Source organism: Pseudoalteromonas sp. S2721, assembly GCF_005887425.1.
In the GTDB taxonomy this organism is placed as follows: Bacteria; Pseudomonadota; Gammaproteobacteria; order Enterobacterales; family Alteromonadaceae; genus Pseudoalteromonas; species Pseudoalteromonas simplex.
Genome location: NZ_PNCZ01000027.1, coordinates 17,832 through 37,209, shown reverse-complemented (window position 1 = coordinate 37,209; position 19,378 = coordinate 17,832). Strand labels below are relative to the sequence as shown.

15 protein-coding genes are annotated in these 19,378 nt (G+C 41.7%); 2 read left to right on the top strand and 13 right to left on the bottom strand.

What is annotated here, in order from left to right; translation table 11 throughout:
• Positions 1 to 2: 2 nt before the first annotated feature.
• The 11 genes from CWC02_RS11260 to CWC02_RS11210 all read right to left on the bottom strand — a co-directional run bounded on the left by CWC02_RS11260 (position 3) and on the right by CWC02_RS11210 (position 15,802).
• The gene (locus tag CWC02_RS11260) at positions 3 to 968 is read right to left on the bottom strand and encodes a class 1 fructose-bisphosphatase (RefSeq protein ID WP_138618294.1); all 966 of its coding nucleotides are present in this window, start codon (positions 966 to 968) and stop codon (positions 3 to 5) included.
• Positions 956 to 2,047 (bottom strand): class II fructose-bisphosphate aldolase, encoded by a 1,092-nt coding sequence (fbaA, locus tag CWC02_RS11255; protein WP_138618292.1) that lies wholly within the window; start codon positions 2,045 to 2,047, stop codon positions 956 to 958. Before fbaA ends, CWC02_RS11260 begins: the two co-directional genes overlap by 13 nt.
• 11 nt (positions 2,048 to 2,058) lie before the next feature.
• Entirely contained in the window at positions 2,059 to 2,679 is a 621-nt protein-coding gene (eda, locus tag CWC02_RS11250; protein WP_138618290.1) for a bifunctional 4-hydroxy-2-oxoglutarate aldolase/2-dehydro-3-deoxy-phosphogluconate aldolase, read from the bottom strand.
• Positions 2,680 to 2,752: 73 nt separating this feature from the next.
• A complete protein-coding gene (locus CWC02_RS11245; RefSeq protein WP_138618288.1) occupies positions 2,753 to 3,679 on the bottom strand; it encodes a sugar kinase in 927 nt (308 codons plus the stop codon).
• A 57-nt stretch (positions 3,680 to 3,736) separates the two neighbouring features.
• Positions 3,737 to 5,032, bottom strand: a complete 1,296-nt coding sequence (locus CWC02_RS11240) for an MFS transporter (protein WP_138618286.1) — start codon at positions 5,030 to 5,032, stop codon at positions 3,737 to 3,739.
• Between the two features lies 1 nt (position 5,033).
• Positions 5,034 to 5,381: a cupin domain-containing protein gene (locus tag CWC02_RS11235; RefSeq protein WP_054553983.1), complete on the bottom strand. Its 348-nt coding sequence runs from the start codon at positions 5,379 to 5,381 to the stop codon at positions 5,034 to 5,036.
• A gap of 11 nt (positions 5,382 to 5,392) precedes the next feature.
• Positions 5,393 to 7,591 (bottom strand): heparinase II/III domain-containing protein, encoded by a 2,199-nt coding sequence (locus CWC02_RS11230; protein ID WP_138618284.1) that lies wholly within the window; start codon positions 7,589 to 7,591, stop codon positions 5,393 to 5,395.
• Between the two features lie 9 nt (positions 7,592 to 7,600).
• Complete coding sequence (locus tag CWC02_RS11225; protein WP_138618282.1) at positions 7,601 to 9,853, bottom strand: polysaccharide lyase 6 family protein; 2,253 nt, start codon at positions 9,851 to 9,853, stop codon at positions 7,601 to 7,603.
• A gap of 98 nt (positions 9,854 to 9,951) precedes the next feature.
• Entirely contained in the window at positions 9,952 to 10,830 is an 879-nt protein-coding gene (locus CWC02_RS11220; protein ID WP_138618280.1) for an NAD(P)-dependent oxidoreductase, read from the bottom strand.
• Between the two features lie 593 nt (positions 10,831 to 11,423).
• Entirely contained in the window at positions 11,424 to 13,604 is a 2,181-nt protein-coding gene (locus CWC02_RS20845) for an extracellular catalytic domain type 1 short-chain-length polyhydroxyalkanoate depolymerase (RefSeq protein ID WP_212751477.1), read from the bottom strand.
• Positions 13,605 to 13,825: 221 nt separating this feature from the next.
• A complete protein-coding gene (locus CWC02_RS11210) occupies positions 13,826 to 15,802 on the bottom strand; it encodes a ligand-gated channel protein (protein WP_138618278.1) in 1,977 nt (658 codons plus the stop codon).
• Positions 15,803 to 15,920: 118 nt separating this feature from the next.
• On the opposite strand from CWC02_RS11210, the gene CWC02_RS11205 reads away from it, so the two are divergent.
• Complete coding sequence (locus CWC02_RS11205; RefSeq protein ID WP_138599394.1) at positions 15,921 to 16,829, top strand: LysR family transcriptional regulator; 909 nt, start codon at positions 15,921 to 15,923, stop codon at positions 16,827 to 16,829.
• A 58-nt stretch (positions 16,830 to 16,887) separates the two neighbouring features.
• Here the strand turns inward: CWC02_RS11205 and CWC02_RS11200 are convergent, their stop codons facing one another.
• Positions 16,888 to 17,505, bottom strand: coding sequence for a LysE family translocator (locus CWC02_RS11200; protein WP_138618373.1), 618 nt, complete (start codon positions 17,503 to 17,505; stop codon positions 16,888 to 16,890).
• Positions 17,506 to 17,596: 91 nt separating this feature from the next.
• On the bottom strand, positions 17,597 to 18,355 hold the full coding sequence (locus CWC02_RS11195; RefSeq protein ID WP_138618276.1) for an SDR family NAD(P)-dependent oxidoreductase: 759 nt from the start codon (positions 18,353 to 18,355) through the stop codon (positions 17,597 to 17,599).
• A gap of 110 nt (positions 18,356 to 18,465) precedes the next feature.
• Here CWC02_RS11195 and CWC02_RS11190 point away from each other — a divergent pair, with 110 nt between their 5' ends.
• The gene (locus tag CWC02_RS11190; protein WP_138618275.1) at positions 18,466 to 19,371 is read left to right on the top strand and encodes a LysR family transcriptional regulator; all 906 of its coding nucleotides are present in this window, start codon (positions 18,466 to 18,468) and stop codon (positions 19,369 to 19,371) included.
• Positions 19,372 to 19,378: the final 7 nt, after the last annotated feature.

Genomic DNA, 19,378 nt, shown 5'->3' with positions numbered 1-19,378 from the left:
GTTTATTCAAAAACAGTCTGATTAAACCCTTTTACTTGCTCAGGTGAGCCAATAATTACGGGTACTCGTTGATGTAAATTAGTTGGCATTATCGACATAATTCTCTGCCCTTGAGTAGTGGCTTGTCCCTGTGCATTTTCAATTAACATTGCCAATGGGTTTGCCTCATAAAGTAGTCGTATTTTACCATTCTCATTACCCACTCGGCGATCTGCTGGGTACATAAAAACGCCACCTCGCGTTAAAATCCGGTGTACATCTCCTACCATGGCTGCATTCCAACGCATAGCGCTTTTGTCAAATTGCTCATCAGCGTATAGAAGCTGGTCAAAGTAATGCTGTACCGTAGCATGCCAATAGCGATAATTAGCCATGTTTACAGCAAACTCATTACGTGTATTTGCAACCTGCATCTGCTGTTTTGTTAGCAAAAAGCCTCCATGGGTTAAATCCAAGGTATAGCAGCGAGTTGGTCCGCCCGTACTCATAACCAATAACGTCGATGCTCCATATAAAACATAACCTGCGCATACCTGACTTTCACCAGCCTGTAAGAATTGTTCATCGCTATCAAAGGGAACATCATCACGTTTGCGATAAATAGTAAAAATAGTGCCAATTTGGCCATTAACATCAATATTTGAAGAGCCATCAAGGGGGTCAAAAGCAACGATATATTGGCCATTAGCGTTACCAGCTACGGCATGATCTTCTTCTTCAGATGCAATAGCCGCAACCGATGCTTCTTCAAGTAACATGTCTTTAAGTAATTGGTTTGCGATTACATCGAGCTTCTTTTGCACCTCACCTTGGATATTTTCATCCAAGGTGGAGCCAAGTACCCCTGCCAACTCTCCCTGACTCACGCGAAAAGCAATTTCTTTACATGCCGCTAAAATAGTTCTGATCAGCATGATCAGCTCAGTCTCGACAGCATCTTCTTTTAATACAGGGATCAATCGTTGCATGGTAAGTACCTATTGATACAATTTAAATCACTAAAACACTGCAATAACCGCGTTGTCATTGCTTGCTCGCCTTGGTACAACCAAACTCTTGGATCATAATACTTTTTGTTTGGTTTATCGTCGCCGTCTGGATTGCCAATTTGACCTTGCAGATAGGCACTATGTTGGCGGTAATAATTTAACACCCCATCCCAACATGCCCATTGTGTATCAGTATCGATATTCATCTTTACCACACCATAGCCTAGCGACTCAGTAATTTTTGCTGGTTCTGAACCGCTACCGCCATGAAAAACAAAGTTCAAACTGTTATGTGGCAAATTAAATTTCTTGGCTACAAACTGCTGAGATTGTTTTAAAATAAGCGGGGTCAATACTACATTACCCGGTTTATACACGCCGTGCACATTGCCAAACGAGGCGGCAATTATAAAATTAGGACTAATTTTACTGAGTCTTTCATAGGCATAAGCAACATCTTCTGGTTGGGTGTAAAGCGCTGAACTATCAAGGTGACTATTATCAACCCCATCTTCTTCGCCCCCAGTACAGCCCAGCTCGATTTCAAGTGTCATTCCTATTTTTGCCATACGAACTAAGTAACGTTCACATGTTTCGATATTTTCCTCTAAGGACTGTTCAGATAAATCAATCATATGAGAGCTAAACAAAGGTTTGCCCGTTTTTGCAAAGTAACGTTCTCCCTCATCTAGTAAGCCATCTATCCAAGGTAGTAATGATTTTGCGGCATGATCTGTGTGCAACATAACTGGCACACCATAATGCGCTGCAACACCATGCACATAGTGCGCGGCACTGACAGCACCTACAACCGCAGCATGTTGCGGTTCCAAGCCACAGTCTTTACCACAGAAAAATTGTGCGCCCCCATTTGATAACTGAATAATAACCGGAGACTGCACCTTTTTTGCAGCTGCCAGTGTTGCATTGATTGATGATGTCCCCACCACATTCACTGCCGGTAAGGCATAGTGGTTCTCTCTAGCATCATCGTATAGTTTTGCAACATCCCTACCAACAACCACCCCTGCTTTAACAGCTGTATCTAACAACGACATTTCAGCCTCCGTTATGCTTTATTCGCTGCAATACATGCATCGGTAATCGCTTGCCAGTTTTGTTGCTCAACCCATTGTTGTTTAGCGACCCACGTGCCTCCTACTGCAATTACATTATCTAATGCTAAATATTCATCTTTATTATGCTCATTCACGCCACCTGTTGGGCAAAAGCGAACATCTTGGAACACACTCGACACAGCTTTTAAAAACGCCGGCCCTCCTGATAAAGAAGCTGGAAATAGCTTTTGCTCAGTAAAGCCGGCCTCTAATGCCAGTAAAATGTCTGCAGTATTAGACACACCGGGAACAACCGGTAAACCACAGTTTTTTAGCGCTTGAAGTAAGTTTGCTGACACAGCAGGTGTAACAATAAAATCTGCACCTGCTTTAATTGCTTGCTGTAGGATACCTTCGTTGATAACCGTCCCTGCACCAACCGTGAGTTGGGGCAATTGTTGTTTTATCGCTGAAATAGTCGCTAATGAAGCCTTCGTTCTAAGTACAACTTCAACCAGCCCTAGCCCTGCATCAGCCATTGCTTTGGCTATTTTTACCCCTTGTTCAGGTGTCTCAGCTTGAATAAGAGGCAGCAGTGTTTGCCCTGACATCAGTTCAGAAAAGCGGATCATGTTCGTTCTCTCTTTAAATTAATTGGTAAAGATCAAGTTGCTGCTAACGAGCAGTTAAAAGGTAGTTTTGAAATTAAGTACTCTGCATGGCCTTCACAAAGTGTTCTTTTGGTGTAATTGCTCCTGGCTGCTGGATCACCACAGCAGCGGCTTTTGCAGCAAGCTGTACAGCTTTATGTTCATCCATACCTGCCATTCTGGCACCTAGGTAAGCACCATTAAATGCATCGCCTGCTGATGTGGTGTCGACAACATGTGTAACTGGTGTAATTTGATGCTCAAACAATTGACCATTTATTTTTGTAAAGACAGAGCTTGGGCCATTTTTAACAACGACTTCTGAGATATTAAATTGCGCTAAATAGTCCATAACGGCTTGTGCGCTATGAAGCTCATAAAGTGTCGTTAAATCTTCAATACCTGGTAGACAAATATCAGCTAGTTCGAATGCAATAGTGTATTGCCCTTTAGTTTCTTGCTCACTCTGCCACAACCGGGCTCGATAATTGGGATCAAAAACGATTTTAACGCCCGCTTTTTTTATCCGCTGCACGATTTGCCAAAATAAATCTCGGCTTGCTGGTTCAATGACAGCCAATGAAATACCCGAGATAAACAGCATATCTGCACTGGCTAATTCTTCTTCAACACTTGGGTTAAAAAAATCCACCACTTTACGGGCTGCTGAGTCATGTCGCCAGTAGGTAAAACTGCGCTCCCCTTGCTCATCAGTTTCAATGTAGTAAATACCGGGTACTTTATTAGCATGTGTGAAGACAAGCTGTGTCGCTAGGCCTTCTTCGACAAATCGCTGCCGCATTTTAATACTGAGCGCATCCGTACCGATAGCACTTACAACCCCACATTCAAGTGAGCTAAAACAACGCTTTAAATACACCGCTGAATTATAAACATCGCCAGCAAATGATTGATTTAGCGTGCTATTTGAAATAGCTTTTAACTCAACCATGCATTCACCCAAAAAGAAGATTTTTTTCATTATTTTATCCTGTAATTAAAAAGGCTTTTTAGAGAATCTAAAAAGCCTTTATTTGGGTTACTTTTTACTGCTTAGTGGTTCAATTTTTGGGATCAATAGCCAAACAGCCAACATCGCAATAATCGCAAGCGATGCGCCAATCACAAATGCAGGTGTGTAATTACCGCCGGCAGTTAAGTAAGGCACCAATGACGTTAGACCTACAGCACCTAGTTTTGCAGCCATACCAGAAATACCCGATAAGGTGCCGACTGCTTTTTTCCCTAATAAGTCACTCGGTAGCGTTTGCACATTACCAATCGCTGTTTGAAAACCGAATAAAATCACAGCCATAATCAATACAGCTACTACGGGCGCGCCTGGGTTTGCCATGGCAATTAAGGCTGGCAACATAATTAAGCAGCCTAATGTAATGGTGAGCTTACGTGTTTTATCCGTGCTCCATCCGGCTTTTAAACGGTTTTGCGCAAGTAAACCACCAAACCATGCACCAAACATAGCGCCTACATAAGGCACCCAACCATAAATTCCAATTGACTTAACATCCATGCCATAGACTTCATTGAGGTAAATTGGGATCCAAAAAACAAACAACCACCAAATAGGGTCAATTGCTGCTGATGCAATGATAACGCCCCAGCTTTGTTTACGACTTAAAAGCTCAGTCGTGCTTGGGTTGTATTCTTCATCATTGGTGTTATCGGCTGTAGACTGACGTTGGCCGGTTAAGATGTATTGCTTTTCTTCTTCGCTGATCCATGGATGAGAGCCTGGTGGAGCTTTCACTAGAATAAGCCAAGGCACTAGCCATAAGAAGCCCATAACACCTACCACAACAAACACCATTTGCCAGCTAAAGTAGACAGTTAAATAAGCAATAAGAGGGATTGCAATAATGCCGCCAATTGCAGCACCAGAGTTAAAAATTCCTTGTGCTAAGGCACGCTCTTTAGTTGGAAACCATTCAGCATTGCCTTTTGCAGCTCCCGGCCAATTCCCAGCTTCTGCAACGCCTAAAATAGCGCGAAAAAGACTTAAGCTCATTACTCCTTGGGCAAATGCATGAGCCACGGTTGCTAGCGACCACACACCTATTGATAAAACAAAACCAAAGCGCGTACCAACCCAATCAAAAATTTTGCCAAAAATTGCTTGCCCAAATGCATAAGCAAATACAAAAACAATCGAAATATTGGCATAAATTTGCTTTCGCTCTAAAGCTGATTCATCAGGAAACAGTTCTTCAACAATATCAGGCCATAGCACACTAAGCGCTTGTCTATCGATATAATTGATAATAGTTGCCAGTGCTATTAGAGCAATTACCCACCAGCGTAAACCTTGAAGTTTCATATTATTCATCCTCTAAAAAGTCTTCACGAGCAGGGCTAAAGGTATCAATTAAAATACCGCCCGTTGGGCAAGTTGCACCGTGATCTGCAAAAGGAGGAATAAAACAGCTATCACCTGCTTTTAATACTTTGGTAACACCATCAATATTAAAATGAAATTCACCTTCAACAACATAAGTAACTTGTGAATGACGGTGAGCATGGTTATAGCCAATAGCACCTTGAGCAAACCAAATTTTAACGGCCATTAGTTCTTCGTTATAACCAAGCATTTGACGTTTTAGGCCATTCCCTAGGTCTTCAACTTCAGCGTCGCTTGCAAATGTAAAATGTTCACTTTGTTTAGTCATGGCAACTATTCCTAAATGTTGGTCATCAAATAAACGCCTAAGTGGCCGTCTAATGAATATGATTGATTTTTATATTTAAATGATCTTTTACTAGCGCCTTTGTTGTTATTAATGGCAATTAAATAAGGCTTATCTGCCACAGTTAACTCAATAAGCGTAAGCTCCCCCTGTTGTGTGTGAGACAAGGCAGATAATCGGCTTTGTGCAACGAGGGTATATTCTTTGCTCGGGTTATATTCACCATGAGGCTCTAGTATTGAAATAAATTGATGCCTATTTACACCTTTCACTCGGCGGATAAAACCATGTTCATTACGTAGATTGAAATTAGGATCGTTTGCACCAACTTGCGTGAATAAAAACGACTCTTCGCCATTCACTAAGCTTGATAAAGTATAAAAGCGGCCATTTTCATTTAACCATGTGACCTTAGCTAACCCCTTCTCAGGACGAGCTTGCGCTCTTAACCAAAGATGTTGATAACCATTCTTTTTACCCAGCGCCGTCATCTGTTGACTCTGCGTATTTAAATCAAAATTACTATCGATAAATTGCCCTTTATAATGCAAAGGCAAATCTAGTTGGTGAGGTTGTGATGCGTTGACACTGTATAAATCAATAGCAATAGTACTACCTAGTTCTTTAAGTTCGACCAAAGCAAGCGTTCTCTCAAGCTCAACCTCTTCGTAAGCTGTATTTATTTGACCACTCGATACACTGCCGTATTCCGAGGTTTCAAAGAAATTTAGCGTTGGAGCATGTTTGTTTCCTTGCTTTACATCTGAATTAAAATGACTGATTTCGTCCACAACGACTGTATTATGCGCTACGGTTTGTTTTGCATAGCTGTTATTTTCCGGTAAGTAACGACCCCCAAATTTGGCTTCAACATTTAAAAAACGCGCAGCACCATAATCAGAAACAATTTCTTGTCCCTTGTCATAAAACTGCCAGGTTAACTTATCGAAGTGGCCATGCCCTAATCCCTGAGAAGCAGGTTTAAAGAGTAATGCCTGTTCGCCATTGGGTTTGCTGCGCATGATCACAAGCGCCCCTTCATCTCCTTGGCTGCCATCTCCAAATGCGACGGACCTGAACTGATAGGGTGTTGCTAATCCTTCATCTAACGCATTTGCAACCTCTAAACCATCTCCCGAAAGAATAATTTGCCCTTGTTGTTGAGCAATATCTAAGTAGCCTGTATCACCCGTTAAACCGTAAGCAACCGTCACACCATGCACAAGTTCAATGGTGTCGATCCCTTTGCTCTTAATTGCATCATTAATCGGAAAAAACAAACCGTTATAGCTTAGTTGAATTGTAGTATCTATGGCTTTTAGCAAAATGCCATCACGATAGTGTGCAATTTTTCGCTCAGGTTCGTTATGTGCAATAGCTTGGGCAAACGTAACAAAAGGGAGTAACGCAAAGCGCTGGTAATAGGGGCCTTCGTTATAATACCCCTGAGGTGAAAAAAGCATATCAAGCTGCTTTAAGAAGCCACCTTTACCAGATTTATCTAAATCATACAGCGCCTTTTCAACCCACTGTGGCTCACCTAACACGTAGCCTGCCATGCCAACTCCAGCTGTAGCCCAAGTGCCGTGATTATGTACTTTATTAAAAGTAGAAGGCTGTCCTTGTGATAAAAAGAGTGCCACAGGTCTTAATAGCTTATGCTCAATGTCATTAATGTCTTGATCTGTTAGTGTCTCAACGATCAAATCATAAGCTTGAATTGTGTATACCAACCACATAGCTTCATTTAAGCTTTGCCAAAATAATTTTCCTGGGTTTTGCGACTTAACTTTACGTTTGGGGTGCACATCTAACGTTGGATAGAGTGCGGCATATTCAAGTAACATATCGCGCACAAAATCGGCATATTTTTGCTCTTGGCTTAACTGGTAAATTATGCCAGCGCAATACATCAGCTGATAATTCTTTTTATGACGCTCATGGCTATAACCACCGCCACCATCTTTAGGTAACGGCACAACAATCCCAAAAGCAAGTTGCTGATCTACTTGTTGCTTTAGCTCAAGATACCGATCATTAAAGCGACCCGATTGGTTAAGCGCACTGCGCATCTTCTCAACATCAGATTGGGTGATTACTAAATTTGGGTGCGTCGCAAAAGCACTGCATGTGGTAATAGCCAGAGCAGTTACCGCTATTTTTAAGCCTGTGTAAAAATTAAATATTTTCATGCTTGCTCCCTACTTCTGAATCACTTGGTTATTTTTTAAAATAGCCGTATGCGAGCCTGCAATATTTAGCTCTTTAATGTGTGGTTTTGCTGTATTAGTGAACGTGTTTGAGATAATACGCGTTTGCGGTTCACCAACTGTATGTTCAACGACAATCGGCGCAGAATTGGTAAACGCGTTCTCGGCGATTTCGGTAACTTGCACACCATGTAAGTAAACACTGGCATTAGTTTTATTTCGCTTACCTAAACCCACTGAGTTCAGTGTATTATTCTTTAACAAAAAGTGTGGACCAAACGTACTTTCATCAGTGCCGCCACGATAAAGCTTAACTAGCGCACCGCTAACATTATCAAAATGGTTATTTGTTAAGGTGACATACTCTGCGTTATACACACCTAAGTTTTCAATCTCGCTGTCAAGGCGCAAGATATCACCAGTAACCTGACTAAACTGGTTATTAATTAAAGTGATTTCATCCGCTAGTGCACCTTTACCCGTTTTAAAAAAATCAAAGGTATGATTAATATCTAAATTAATTAATTGGCAACGCTCCATAATCAAACGGTAGTTTTCAACCATGCCCCATTTTTTAGTACGAATAACCGAATTACCCGCTGAGTCTGGGCTGTTTTTACCAGATATAACTAACCCTTCTAATTTTAAACTGCCGCCATCATGAATTTCGAACAAACTAGAGCGCTCAAAGGTCAAATTCACAGCGCCATCTTGAGCCGCCTTAAAAGAAAGGGTTTTATCAATCACGACCAGTTTTGCGAGGTCATAGTCTCCTGCTGATAGTTCAAGTACATCACCAGAGTGCGCTTGTTCAATTTTAAGCAGGAGATCCTTCTCAGAATTTTCCACTCGATGGGTTTTTCCCGAATCAAAAGCCACAATTGCAGGGCTTTTAGGGTACCAGCTCACTCCTGTGTCTGCTTTTTTCAGTACAGTTAAATCAGCCTTAGCCCCCGCAAAAACTGACTCTGAAACAGGGTAAAGTAAGCCCGCTTTATTACGCTTTAACTTAACTTGCTGTTGCTTAACTCCCTTGCTAAGCGATGGTAATACGGCTGTATTGGCAATGTTGTTACTAAACTTAATGCCACTAATATCATCAAAAGCTGTGAACGGTTGCTGCGAGTCGTTAATGATCAAGTTATTGTTCATCACACTATCAATTGGTACAGCACTGCGCTCAGCATCACTGCCAGCAGCAAGCTGAATATGTTCAACATTTATAAAGGTATTGTTTTCAATTTGCGCATTTTCAACTTGGTGATAGCGGTTAATGGGCGAATTAGGCACACCATTCATCACCGTAAAGCCACTGCCAAAACGAAATCCCGTTAATCGCTCGAGATAATTATTACGAATAATGTGATCTTTGTTGATAACGCGAATGCCGCCAGTATGCTCTACACCATTACCGAAAAAAATATTTTCTTCGATGATATTTCCATTCCCATGACGCAGTGTAAGTGTGCCGCGAGCTTCATAAAAAACGTTATTTCGAATATGGTTCTTCCCTGATTTAATCGAAATGATTTCGACCTCACCATTGGTTTGTTCAAAATAGTTGTTCTCAACTAATGTGTGCGAATCGGACAACGAGTAGTGGCTCGTCCCGATACGTAACGTTTCTCCACCGTTAGAGCCAAATACAGGACGATAGCCAAAATAGTTATGGTCAATTTGATGGTAATTCTGCTGACTTTGTTCAGAGTTCAACCGAACCGCAACTGTTACTCCTTTATTTCGTTTACCTTCCAAGTGGTTGTGATCAAAACGGTTATGCTGACCATAAAGCGCTACCCAATAATCAGATTCGCGCTTATCTGGGTTGTTATAATTATCGATTACCATTTCAGAGACACGCGAATTAAATGCGAGTTCTTTACCATTACGAAACTCAATAACCGCGGATGTCGGGGTATAACCATTTTTAAATACAAGGCCGCTGGCATGCAAATACTGCCCTGCTAAACGAAGGTTTGACTGCCCAGATAAAATAACCTTACCTTTAGTTTGCGGCTTTAATCTAATCGGTAATTGTTTAGAGCCTTGACCAGATAAAACAATTTCGAAGTCATGCCACACCCCATTTTGTAAAATTACGGTATCACCTGCTTGTAACGTGTTGGCTATTTTTGCGTAAGCTTGTTTGTTGTCTATTAAGTAGTCTTTGGCTGCAATCGTTGTCGAAAAACAACCAAGAATAACTAGGCTAAGCTTTATTATATTTAGTTTAATCAATCGCATAGTTAACTCATTTTTACTGATATTTCGACGAAAAACGCCATCAGCTTTATTATGTGTGTTCAGACGCTTCACGATGTGAAGCGCTTTGGCAAATGGCTTTACTTAACTAAGCTTTTGAAATAATCAAAAATCTCAGGCACATTGCCTTGACCCATTCCCGCATCAAATGCCGCTTGTAAATTCGCCGATGAGCCTTCAGCAATTTTTGACACAGTGCCAAGATCCTCTACCATCTGTAAAAAGTAACCTAAGTCCTTATTTGCATTTGCAATTGAAAACCCAAGATCACTCACTCCATCCACCGCATAGTTTTTACAAAAATGCATAAAAGGTGAATTTGATGGTCCCGTAGACATAATGTCGAAAAGTTGTTGGCGATTTACGCCGGCACGATCAGCAACAGCAAATGCTTGAGACATCGCACATACCGTTGTCATACCCATAAAGTTATTAATTAACTTTGTTGTATGACCTGCGCCAAGCTCCCCTAAATGGAACACATTTTCACCTTGATCATCTAATACAGGCTTCACTTTATTAAACGTCTCTAAGTCACCTGCAGCCATAATATTCAATAAGCCATCTTTTGCATGCGCTGGAGTACGCCCTAAAGGTGCATCAATCATACCTACGCCTTTTGCAGCAAGGTCTTTACCAATTTTCTTAGTTGAGGCAGGAATTGATGTACCAAAATCGATTAAAACAGATCCTTCTTTTAATCCATCCAATAAACCTTCATCTGAATAAACTACTTTTTCCACGATATCTGATGTTGTTAAGCAAAGCATAACAATGTCTGAAGCAGCGGCTAACTCTTTACCTGTCGATACTGTTTGAGCACCTCGCTCTACACATTTTGTAACGGCTTCTTTATTAAGATCCATCACAATCAACTGATAGCCTTTGTTTTGTAGATTCTCGACCATATTGCCACCCATTAGGCCAAGGCCGATAAAACCGATCGTTGGTTTTGACATGTAGAACTCCTAAATAAATTGACACTTTTGAATGAAGTTAACCATTTCGAAAAGTGCGCCTAGTTAAATTTTTTAAATCTCACAGCACTACATCTTAATAGCAGCACTTACACAAACTGGCACAACAAGGTTACCAATAACAACATAAGTTATTACCAATAAATTGCATTGTCAACCAATTGGCGTTACAAAAAAAGAAAAGAATATTGACCAATATTCAAAAAAGTCTGTCGCGATAAAAATAAAAGCTATCAAGTAAAATTATTTACTAACTTAATTAGTTAATTTTATTAGATTATTTGATTATTTACGGGAATTGATAAGTTTGAGAAAATTTTGAGATGAGGGTGCAACATAAAAACATAAAATTGGTAAGAACACTAAAATCATCTTTATGACCAATCATGCCAACCAGCTTAAATTAGTAAACAAATTTGAAGCATTTAAATATTGTTGAAAACAGCAAAAAGCGTCGTGACTAGTTGTTTCAACAATTCCACTGGTAACCCTGTAATCATTTTTAACGTAGGCGGTAATGGTTTAAATATAAGAGTAACTAAAACTATGTCGCCCGTATGGGCGACACACATTTATTAATTAGGGCAATTACCTAATTCATAATACCCTGCACTAGTTTGCGCTAAGGTACTGGTATAAAAAGTGTTATAAAGACCAAGGTTATCACCTGAACCCACTGCATAGGCGTAAGAGCCATTCGTGGTTGCGCGATTTGCTTGCACATGTGCATAGTTGCTTGAGGTGGTTTCAGTGCATTGGTAATCACCATTCGGTGTTGAGTCACACGCATCACCCACACCATCTGCATCACTATCCAGTTGATCACTATTGGCCACCAGCGGGCAGTTATCTAGGCTATCACTAACACCATCGCTGTCAGAGTCACTCGTTTCACCATCAGGAGTGCTGTCACACACATTACCAATCCCGTCATTATCGTTATCAGCTTGATCAGCATTCGCTACATTTGGGCAATTATCTGCGCCGTCGAGCACACCGTCGTTGTCTGCGTCATTAGTCGGTTCAGTGGTGGTTTTGCATGCCTGTAATGGCCCTGCACAACTTGAATTATCATCAGCAATCCACTGACATTGATTGGTGCCCGCTGAATACTCGCGCATAGTAAAGGCAGCAGTTCCAAACGCTAAATAACAGGCAGAGTAACCTTCGCCCCAGCTAATATGGCCTTCGTTGATATGAAGATTGTAATCGCCTGTTACACCAGCATCGATGACAAAACTAATGCTATCTGTTGATGTCAGCGCAGTATCATCAGTTGCGGTGATCACTGCACTATTATTGCCACCAGCCAGATTGCATTGTTCAGCAAAGTACTCAAGCCCATTCACTGTAGCCGTCACATCACCATTGCTAAAACTGACCACGACAGTACTTAAGTTTTGATTATCATCAATCACCGTTCCCGTAACTGAAGCGCACTGCCCGTTTACACTTGCCGCAGTATCACTCAGTAGTGGTGCTGTAGCCGCAGGCTCTGGCCCGACACGTACCGTAAGATTAGCTTCATCACCTTGTTTCGCTTCGTTATCTGTGGCACTGACACGCACTTCATAAAGTCCATCGCTGAGTACGCTTGTCACCCCGCTAAAGCTATTATTCGCATCGACTTGTACGTTCAGTGATTCAATTAAGCTTGCCGCGCCACTGGCTAGGCTATACACATTAATATCAACATTGGTTACACTGCCTTCAGGGTCGACTGCACTGCCACTAATAGTGAGCTGGTTATTACTGTCTGTGGCAGTTAAATTACTAATTTCAGGGCCTACATTACGATCAACTCGTTTATTATTAGCCGCAAAATACTCACCGAGATAGGTTGCAAAATTAATACTGTTTGCTGCAACATAATCGCCAGACGCACCTTGTCCGCCCGACCACGAGTGATCCAAATTATTAAACCACAGCATAACAACCCGATTGTCTTGCCAAAGTGACTGCTCAGCGGTACGCGTTGCATCATCACTTATTGTTGTCGTACCTGAAAGTTGATTAACCCCATATAGGGCAGCAAAGCCATCTGCGTTTTGCTGGTTGTAACAGGTATTGACTGTAGTATCGGCAGTACCGTGACCAATCACCGCTATTTGTGTGGCAAAATGATCTTTATAACTGCCAGCATAGCTTTCACAGCGGGATACAAAGGTGTTTTCAGACACTGTTTCACAGGTCGAAATTGCCCCACTTGAACTTGTGCCGATGGTTGGCCCAGCGCTTGGTGCAACCCCAGCAAATACATCAGGCGCTACACAAGCCGTTTGTGCAGCCATTGCAGCCCCAGATGATAAGCCTGCAATATACACTTGTTTGGGGTCAATTTTTCGCGCCACGTCAGAACTTAATGCATTAGCTAAATTAATCAAGTTCTTATAATCGCCAGAGCTGCGATTGATTGCTCCTTGCCAATATGACCAGCAGCTATAGCCTGCTTTATTCATCGAATCAGGAACGGCGATTACCATGCCATGGGCTTCGGCTGCATCTTCAAGATTCGCAGTTAAGTAGTTATTAATGGGTTGTACGCAGCCATGCAGTACCAGCATCAAAGAATGGCCATTGCCTATGCTTGATTGTGTATCAGGAGTGTAAATATGAACATTATTAAAACCGCCAATGCTGACATTTTGCTGCCAACTCCCTGCAAAACTTGGCTGTGAGAAAATAGCAGCACAGAGCACTGCGAGCGGAGTAAACGACGCTGATTTCCGTTTACATAGTTGTGTTACTTTTTGCATATATCGCCTTTATAGTTGTTATCATTGTTGTCTGTCAGTTGATGACTAACTCAATGTAGTAGAACTATTCAAAAAGCGACCTATAACTATAGTGCTATACATCTATTGCAAAAAAAACCAAAAGCACCACAACCTGATTTATTGTCATTTACGAAACTTAAACCAGTTTCATTAACAAAGCCAACGTAACTCGTTGGCTTTGCTTTTGCTAAGGAGTAGGCTTAAAAATTAAACCCAACTGATAGCCAATAACGTCGACCATCTTCAACATATCCGTATTCAGCTTCGGTGATTTCTTTGTCAAACAGATTATAAACACCAAACCCTAACTTAATGCTGCGGCTTAAATCATAGTTACCACCGATATCAGCCAAGGTGTAATCTGGCGCAATTAAGCTGTCTTGTGACGGACCTGTTGTCGGCTGGCTTTCTTCGCCGCGGTAATGTACACGCAACCAGGTGCCTAGTTTATCAACCGGGCGCCAATTAACTGATGTTTGTAAAATGTGTTTAGGTAATTGATTAAGTGGGCTGCCTTTGTATTCACCGGTTTTTTGCTCAGAATCGGTGTAGGTGTAATTGGCACTAACATCAAGCTCACTGGTAATGTCGTAAGATACTGATAACTCAAAACCTTGTGTAACGGCCTCATCCACATTGACATAGGTCGTTGGCATCGAACCAAACTGGTTTGGTCCATCAGTACACTGGGTGAGTGGGCACGAAATACGGGTAATTTTGTCTTCAAATTCGTTGTAAAATACGGTGCTTGAAAGTGATAAATCACGGTTTGCATCGTAATAGATACCCATTTCGTAGTTTACAGATTTTTCAGGGCTTAAATCTGGGTTACCGTAAATATTACCACCACGGCTCACTTGCCCCCACGCTGCGGTAGATTGACGAATATTCGGCGCTCTAAAACCTGTAGAGATACCGCCTTTTACCGTCAACAACTTAGTTGCTGTATACACACCATATAAACGCGGGCTGAAATGGCCTGAAAAATTGCCATCATGGTCATAACGAAGACCTGTTGTGAGTTTAAACTGCTTGGTTGCTGCCCACTCATCTTCGGCAAACACCGACCACTGCTCGTTCTCAACATGGGTTAAGTCACTAATGCGGTTACTGGTGTAATCGTCCAGCTCTTCTTTTAAATATGATGCACCAAATGCAGCATTATGATTGGTAAAAGGTAAAGTCCAGCTGGTTTGCGCATCGGTATTTTCGACATACATTTCGCGAGAGGTATTATCGAATTTATCGTACTTTAGGTAACTGCGTGATGAGCCAAAATCATAAAAACCATTATGGCTTAGTGAATAGCTCTCTTGGTCATACTCTGTGGTTGATGACTCAGGACAGCCATTTCGACCACAGCTTTCGCCTTCAGCTAAAGGAGCAACCGTTTTGCCTAATGTTTCGTCGAGTTTTTGTTTTGCAGAGCCTACTTCAAGCATGATTTCGTGGTTATCAGAAGGCGTTAAGATGAACTTAGCTTTGATATTACTTTGCTCTTTGCCACGAAAACCTGCTTCAAAATCGTCTTCGTCACGCTTTGAGAATTGACCAGATAACTGCATACCTAATAACTCAGGAATTAAGCCACCCGCTGTGAAAAAGCTACCTTGATTGATATTGCCCGATTCACTTGATTCTTGAATGGTGCTATCTAAGCGTAGCTCACCGTACCATTTTTCTGGTGTTTTACGGGTAATAATATTGATAACCCCACCGATTGCATCTGAGCCATATAATGACGACATAGGGCCACGGATAACCTCGATGCGTTCAATCGCTGAGATAGGCGGAGTCCATGCTCCTTCAACACCAGGGCCATCACTATTTGGGCGGGTTTCACGAGAGGTTTGACGCTGACCATCAATTAAAATCAAAGTATATTGACTTGCCATACCACGAAGACTGATATCTTTTCTGTCGCCACCACCTGTGACAACCACACCAGGAACATCTGTCATTGCATCGGTTAGATCACGATAAAAACGCTTTTCGAGTTGCTCACGATCAATAACACTGATGCTGGCTGGTGCCTCTTTAAGCATCTGCTCATAACCTGAAGCAGAAACTACAATCACTTCCATGTCTTGCTTTTTATCATCTGCATTTGCAGAATAAGACAAACTAGCCAGTATAGCTGCCGTTAATGGTAAAATGTTCGTAACAACCCTCGTCATAATAATACTCCGTGACATTTTGTTTATTAATGATAATAATTAGCGTTTGCATACTAATGAGAAGTCCCGATTTTCACAATTTACGATTTCTTAAAACTGAATTAAGAAGGCCTGAACTATGAATTCCAAGCTGATAAAAACACTACGCGTTTTTTCTCGTACTGTAGAGACAGGCAATATGAGCGGTGCAGCTGCAGAGTTATCGATGACCACATCGGCTGTGAGTCAACACATTAAGCAATTAGAACAAGAAATCGGATTAAGCCTATTTAACCGCAGCCCACGCGAACTTACCTTAACCGAAGCCGGCCACCTGTATTATCAAAGCTGTTTAAAAATGCTGGCACTAGCTGATCAAGCCAGTACGCAATTACAACATTTGCAAAATAAGCCCAGTGGCGAGCTTAAATTAGTGGCGCCAGTGGGTTTTGGTGGAGGATTATTAAGCGAGCCGTTGGAGCGCTTAATTAACGAATTTGATGATTTACGTATTCAGTTAATTTTGACTGACGAGCCAATTGATATGATTAAATGCGGCGCTGACTTAGCAATCGCTATTGGCCCATTAACAGATTCCAACCTAGTAGCAAGGCAATTAGCAACGTGGCCACTAAAGTTATGCGCCCATAAAGATCATCCAATTAGTCAAATAAAACAGGCTCGTTGGCAAGATCTTAACCAGTTTGCCAGAATTGGACACAGTAATGCTGACAGCAACGCATTTAACCCTTCTACATTAGAAAGCAAACCACTGCCAAAGGCTAAAATTACAGTGAACAACATGCAAAGTTTAATCAAACTTGTGATTGATGGTGTTGGCTATGGCGTGTTACCCGAACCAGAAGTTAGGCATTTACTAAAATCGAAAGAACTGGTTGAAATAGCACCTGAATGGGCAATGCCAAACTATACTGTTTATGCTGTAACACCAGCCAGAGACAGTTTAGCGGCAAAGACAAGGACTGCCATTGACACTTTAAAACTATGCTTTAACCATGTGTCTAAGCAAGTTGAATTAGTTGATTAAGACTCATAAAGGATAATAGCCATTTGCAATATGCAGATGGGTATTATCCAACTTAGCGTTAACCTAGCGCCAGCCAAACGCCTACACCCATCATAAGCGCGCCAGCAATACGGTTTAACCACTTCACATTATCGCCTTTATCTAAAAACAGCCTTAAGCTTTTACCGCCTGTTGCGTAAATCAACATACAGATAAATTCGCTCAGCATAATAATGCTCACTAATACCGCAAGCTGAGGAGCAACTGCTAAATCAACATTAATAAACGGAGGGAGTAAAGAAATCATAAATGCCCACCCTTTTGGGTTTGCAATGGCAGTAATATAACCCTGCGAAAACAATTGCCCACGACCAATTTGTTGCTGTGTAGCATCGTTAGGTTTAAAGCTGGTTTTAGCGCGCCACATATTAACACCTAAGTATATTAAGTACGCGCCACCTAGGTATTTTAAAAAGGCAAATAAGTCAGGGTAATTAAACATAATACTGGCAACCCCAATCACCGCAGCAATGGCTACCGTGGCAACCCCTAACACCTCACCGACCATCATCCACAGCGTACGTCTAACGCCTACACTCATGCCTAACGTCATGGCGAGCGTCATACACATACCAGGTGTAATAGAAACAAAGAAAAAGGTCGGAATAAAAACCGCGAGTACTGCTAAATCGAGCATAAATGCAATCACATGTTTATTGCTTAAAAAGAGAAAGCGATTAAATCACATTCACTTAAATAAGCAAACAAACACGCGATTGCTAACAGGGTTATAAAAACATACCGCCTGATGCTTCAATGCGTTGCCCGGTCACCCAACGGTTTTCATCACCGAGTAGCTGCGCAATCATAGGGCCAATATCATCAGCTTGGCCAACGCGTCCCATGGCTGTAAATGAACTGACCAATTGAGCAACATGCTCATTATCACGGACAGCACCGCCACCAAAATCAGTGGCAATTGCGCCAGGCGCGACGACATTCACGGCAATATTGCGACCAGCAAGTTCCTTTGCCATATATTTGGTTAATACCTCAACGGCCCCTTTCATGGTGGCGTAGGCCGCTTTTCCTGGTAATGCAAAACGTGTCAGCCCTGAAGATAAGTTAATAATACGCCCGCCATCATTGATCATCTCATGCAGTGTTTGCGTTAAGAAAAACACCCCTTTTACATGTACATTCATCAAATTATCAAACATAGCTTCGCTGGTATCAGCAAATGCACTATCACTGCCATGGCCTGCGTTATTAATTAAATAATCAAATCGAGATGTTTGCCATTGTGTTGCCAAGGTACTTTCAAGTGTTTGTTTAAATTCAGCAAAACCTAAAATATCGCTCACATCAAGTTGAATGGCGACAGCTTTTGCCCCTAGCGCTAATACTTCTTCTACAACTTGCTGCGCTTCATCTTTATGGCTTCTGTAAGTAAATACACAATCAATGTTCTTACGTGCCAAACTTAAAACTGTATTTTTACCTAAACCGCGATTACCACCTGTGATCACTGCAATTTTGTTGCTCATCGTGCTTACCCTTTTGCTTTGAAGTAATTGTGAGCAACCAGTATATTTACACTGCAAAACCAGATAAACCATGTAGAATTGAATTAACTATTCGCAAATAACAAACAATCATGAATGAACTAAATGCCATGAAAACCTTTGTTCAGGTTGCAGAGCTAAAAAGCTTTTCGACTGCAGCACTTGCACTGAGCATGCCTAAATCATCCGTCTCGCAGTTGGTCAAACAACTCGAAGATACGCTAGGTGCTCGGCTTCTAAACCGCACAACAAGGCGAGTTACGCTGACCAATGAAGGCACGGTTTTTTATCAGCGCTGCAAAGATATGCTTGCTGATTTAGACGAACTACAAACCCTATTTCATAAAAAAGACGAAGCGTTATCAGGGCGTCTTAGAGTAGATATGCCACAGCCAATTAGCAGACGTTTAGTGCTGCCGAATCTAGACAGCTTTTTATCTGCACACCCGCAATTAGAGATTGAACTGAGTAGTTCTGACAGACGAGTTAACCTAATTGAAGAAGGCTTTGATTGTGTAGTGCGAGTCGGTAATTTAGAAGACTCATCGCTGATTGCGAAAAAAATTGGCCACTGCCCTATGATTAACTGTGTAAGCCCAGGTTATATTAAAAACTATGGCAACATCACTGAACTTAGCGATTTAGCCGAGCATTACATTGTTCGCTATAGCCAAACACTCGGCCAACTTGACCCCGGCTTTGAATACCAAGATACGCAAGGCGATTGGCAAACCCTGACCATGAAATCACAGCTCACAGTCAACAATACTGATGCCTATAAAGCAGCGTGTTTAGCTGGGCTTGGCCTTATTCAAGTGCCTCGTCATGGAGTTCTTGACGAGCTTAGTCGTGGTGAACTTATCCAAGTTTTGCCTGACTATAATTTGCCGCCCATGCCTATGAATATCGTCTACCCAAATCGACGCCATTTACCAAGGCGTACCCGAGTGTTTATTGATTGGTTAAGCGAGCAATTAAAACCGATTACACATAGCTAAGATGCTT

Coding starts and splice junctions, on each gene's coding strand:
- CWC02_RS11260 (WP_138618294.1), bottom strand. CDS start 968: ATGCAACGATTGATCCCTGTATTAAAAGAAGATGCTGTCGAGACTGAG.
- fbaA (WP_138618292.1), bottom strand. CDS start 2,047: ATGTCGTTGTTAGATACAGCTGTTAAAGCAGGGGTGGTTGTTGGTAGG.
- eda (WP_138618290.1), bottom strand. CDS start 2,679: ATGATCCGCTTTTCTGAACTGATGTCAGGGCAAACACTGCTGCCTCTT.
- CWC02_RS11245 (WP_138618288.1), bottom strand. CDS start 3,679: ATGAAAAAAATCTTCTTTTTGGGTGAATGCATGGTTGAGTTAAAAGCT.
- CWC02_RS11240 (WP_138618286.1), bottom strand. CDS start 5,032: ATGAAACTTCAAGGTTTACGCTGGTGGGTAATTGCTCTAATAGCACTG.
- CWC02_RS11235 (WP_054553983.1), bottom strand. CDS start 5,381: ATGACTAAACAAAGTGAACATTTTACATTTGCAAGCGACGCTGAAGTT.
- CWC02_RS11230 (WP_138618284.1), bottom strand. CDS start 7,591: ATGAAAATATTTAATTTTTACACAGGCTTAAAAATAGCGGTAACTGCT.
- CWC02_RS11225 (WP_138618282.1), bottom strand. CDS start 9,853: ATGCGATTGATTAAACTAAATATAATAAAGCTTAGCCTAGTTATTCTT.
- CWC02_RS11220 (WP_138618280.1), bottom strand. CDS start 10,830: ATGTCAAAACCAACGATCGGTTTTATCGGCCTTGGCCTAATGGGTGGC.
- CWC02_RS20845 (WP_212751477.1), bottom strand. CDS start 13,604: ATGCAAAAAGTAACACAACTATGTAAACGGAAATCAGCGTCGTTTACT.
- CWC02_RS11210 (WP_138618278.1), bottom strand. CDS start 15,802: ATGACGAGGGTTGTTACGAACATTTTACCATTAACGGCAGCTATACTG.
- CWC02_RS11205 (WP_138599394.1), top strand. CDS start 15,921: ATGAATTCCAAGCTGATAAAAACACTACGCGTTTTTTCTCGTACTGTA.
- CWC02_RS11200 (WP_138618373.1), bottom strand. CDS start 17,505: ATGCTCGATTTAGCAGTACTCGCGGTTTTTATTCCGACCTTTTTCTTT.
- CWC02_RS11195 (WP_138618276.1), bottom strand. CDS start 18,355: ATGAGCAACAAAATTGCAGTGATCACAGGTGGTAATCGCGGTTTAGGT.
- CWC02_RS11190 (WP_138618275.1), top strand. CDS start 18,466: ATGAATGAACTAAATGCCATGAAAACCTTTGTTCAGGTTGCAGAGCTA.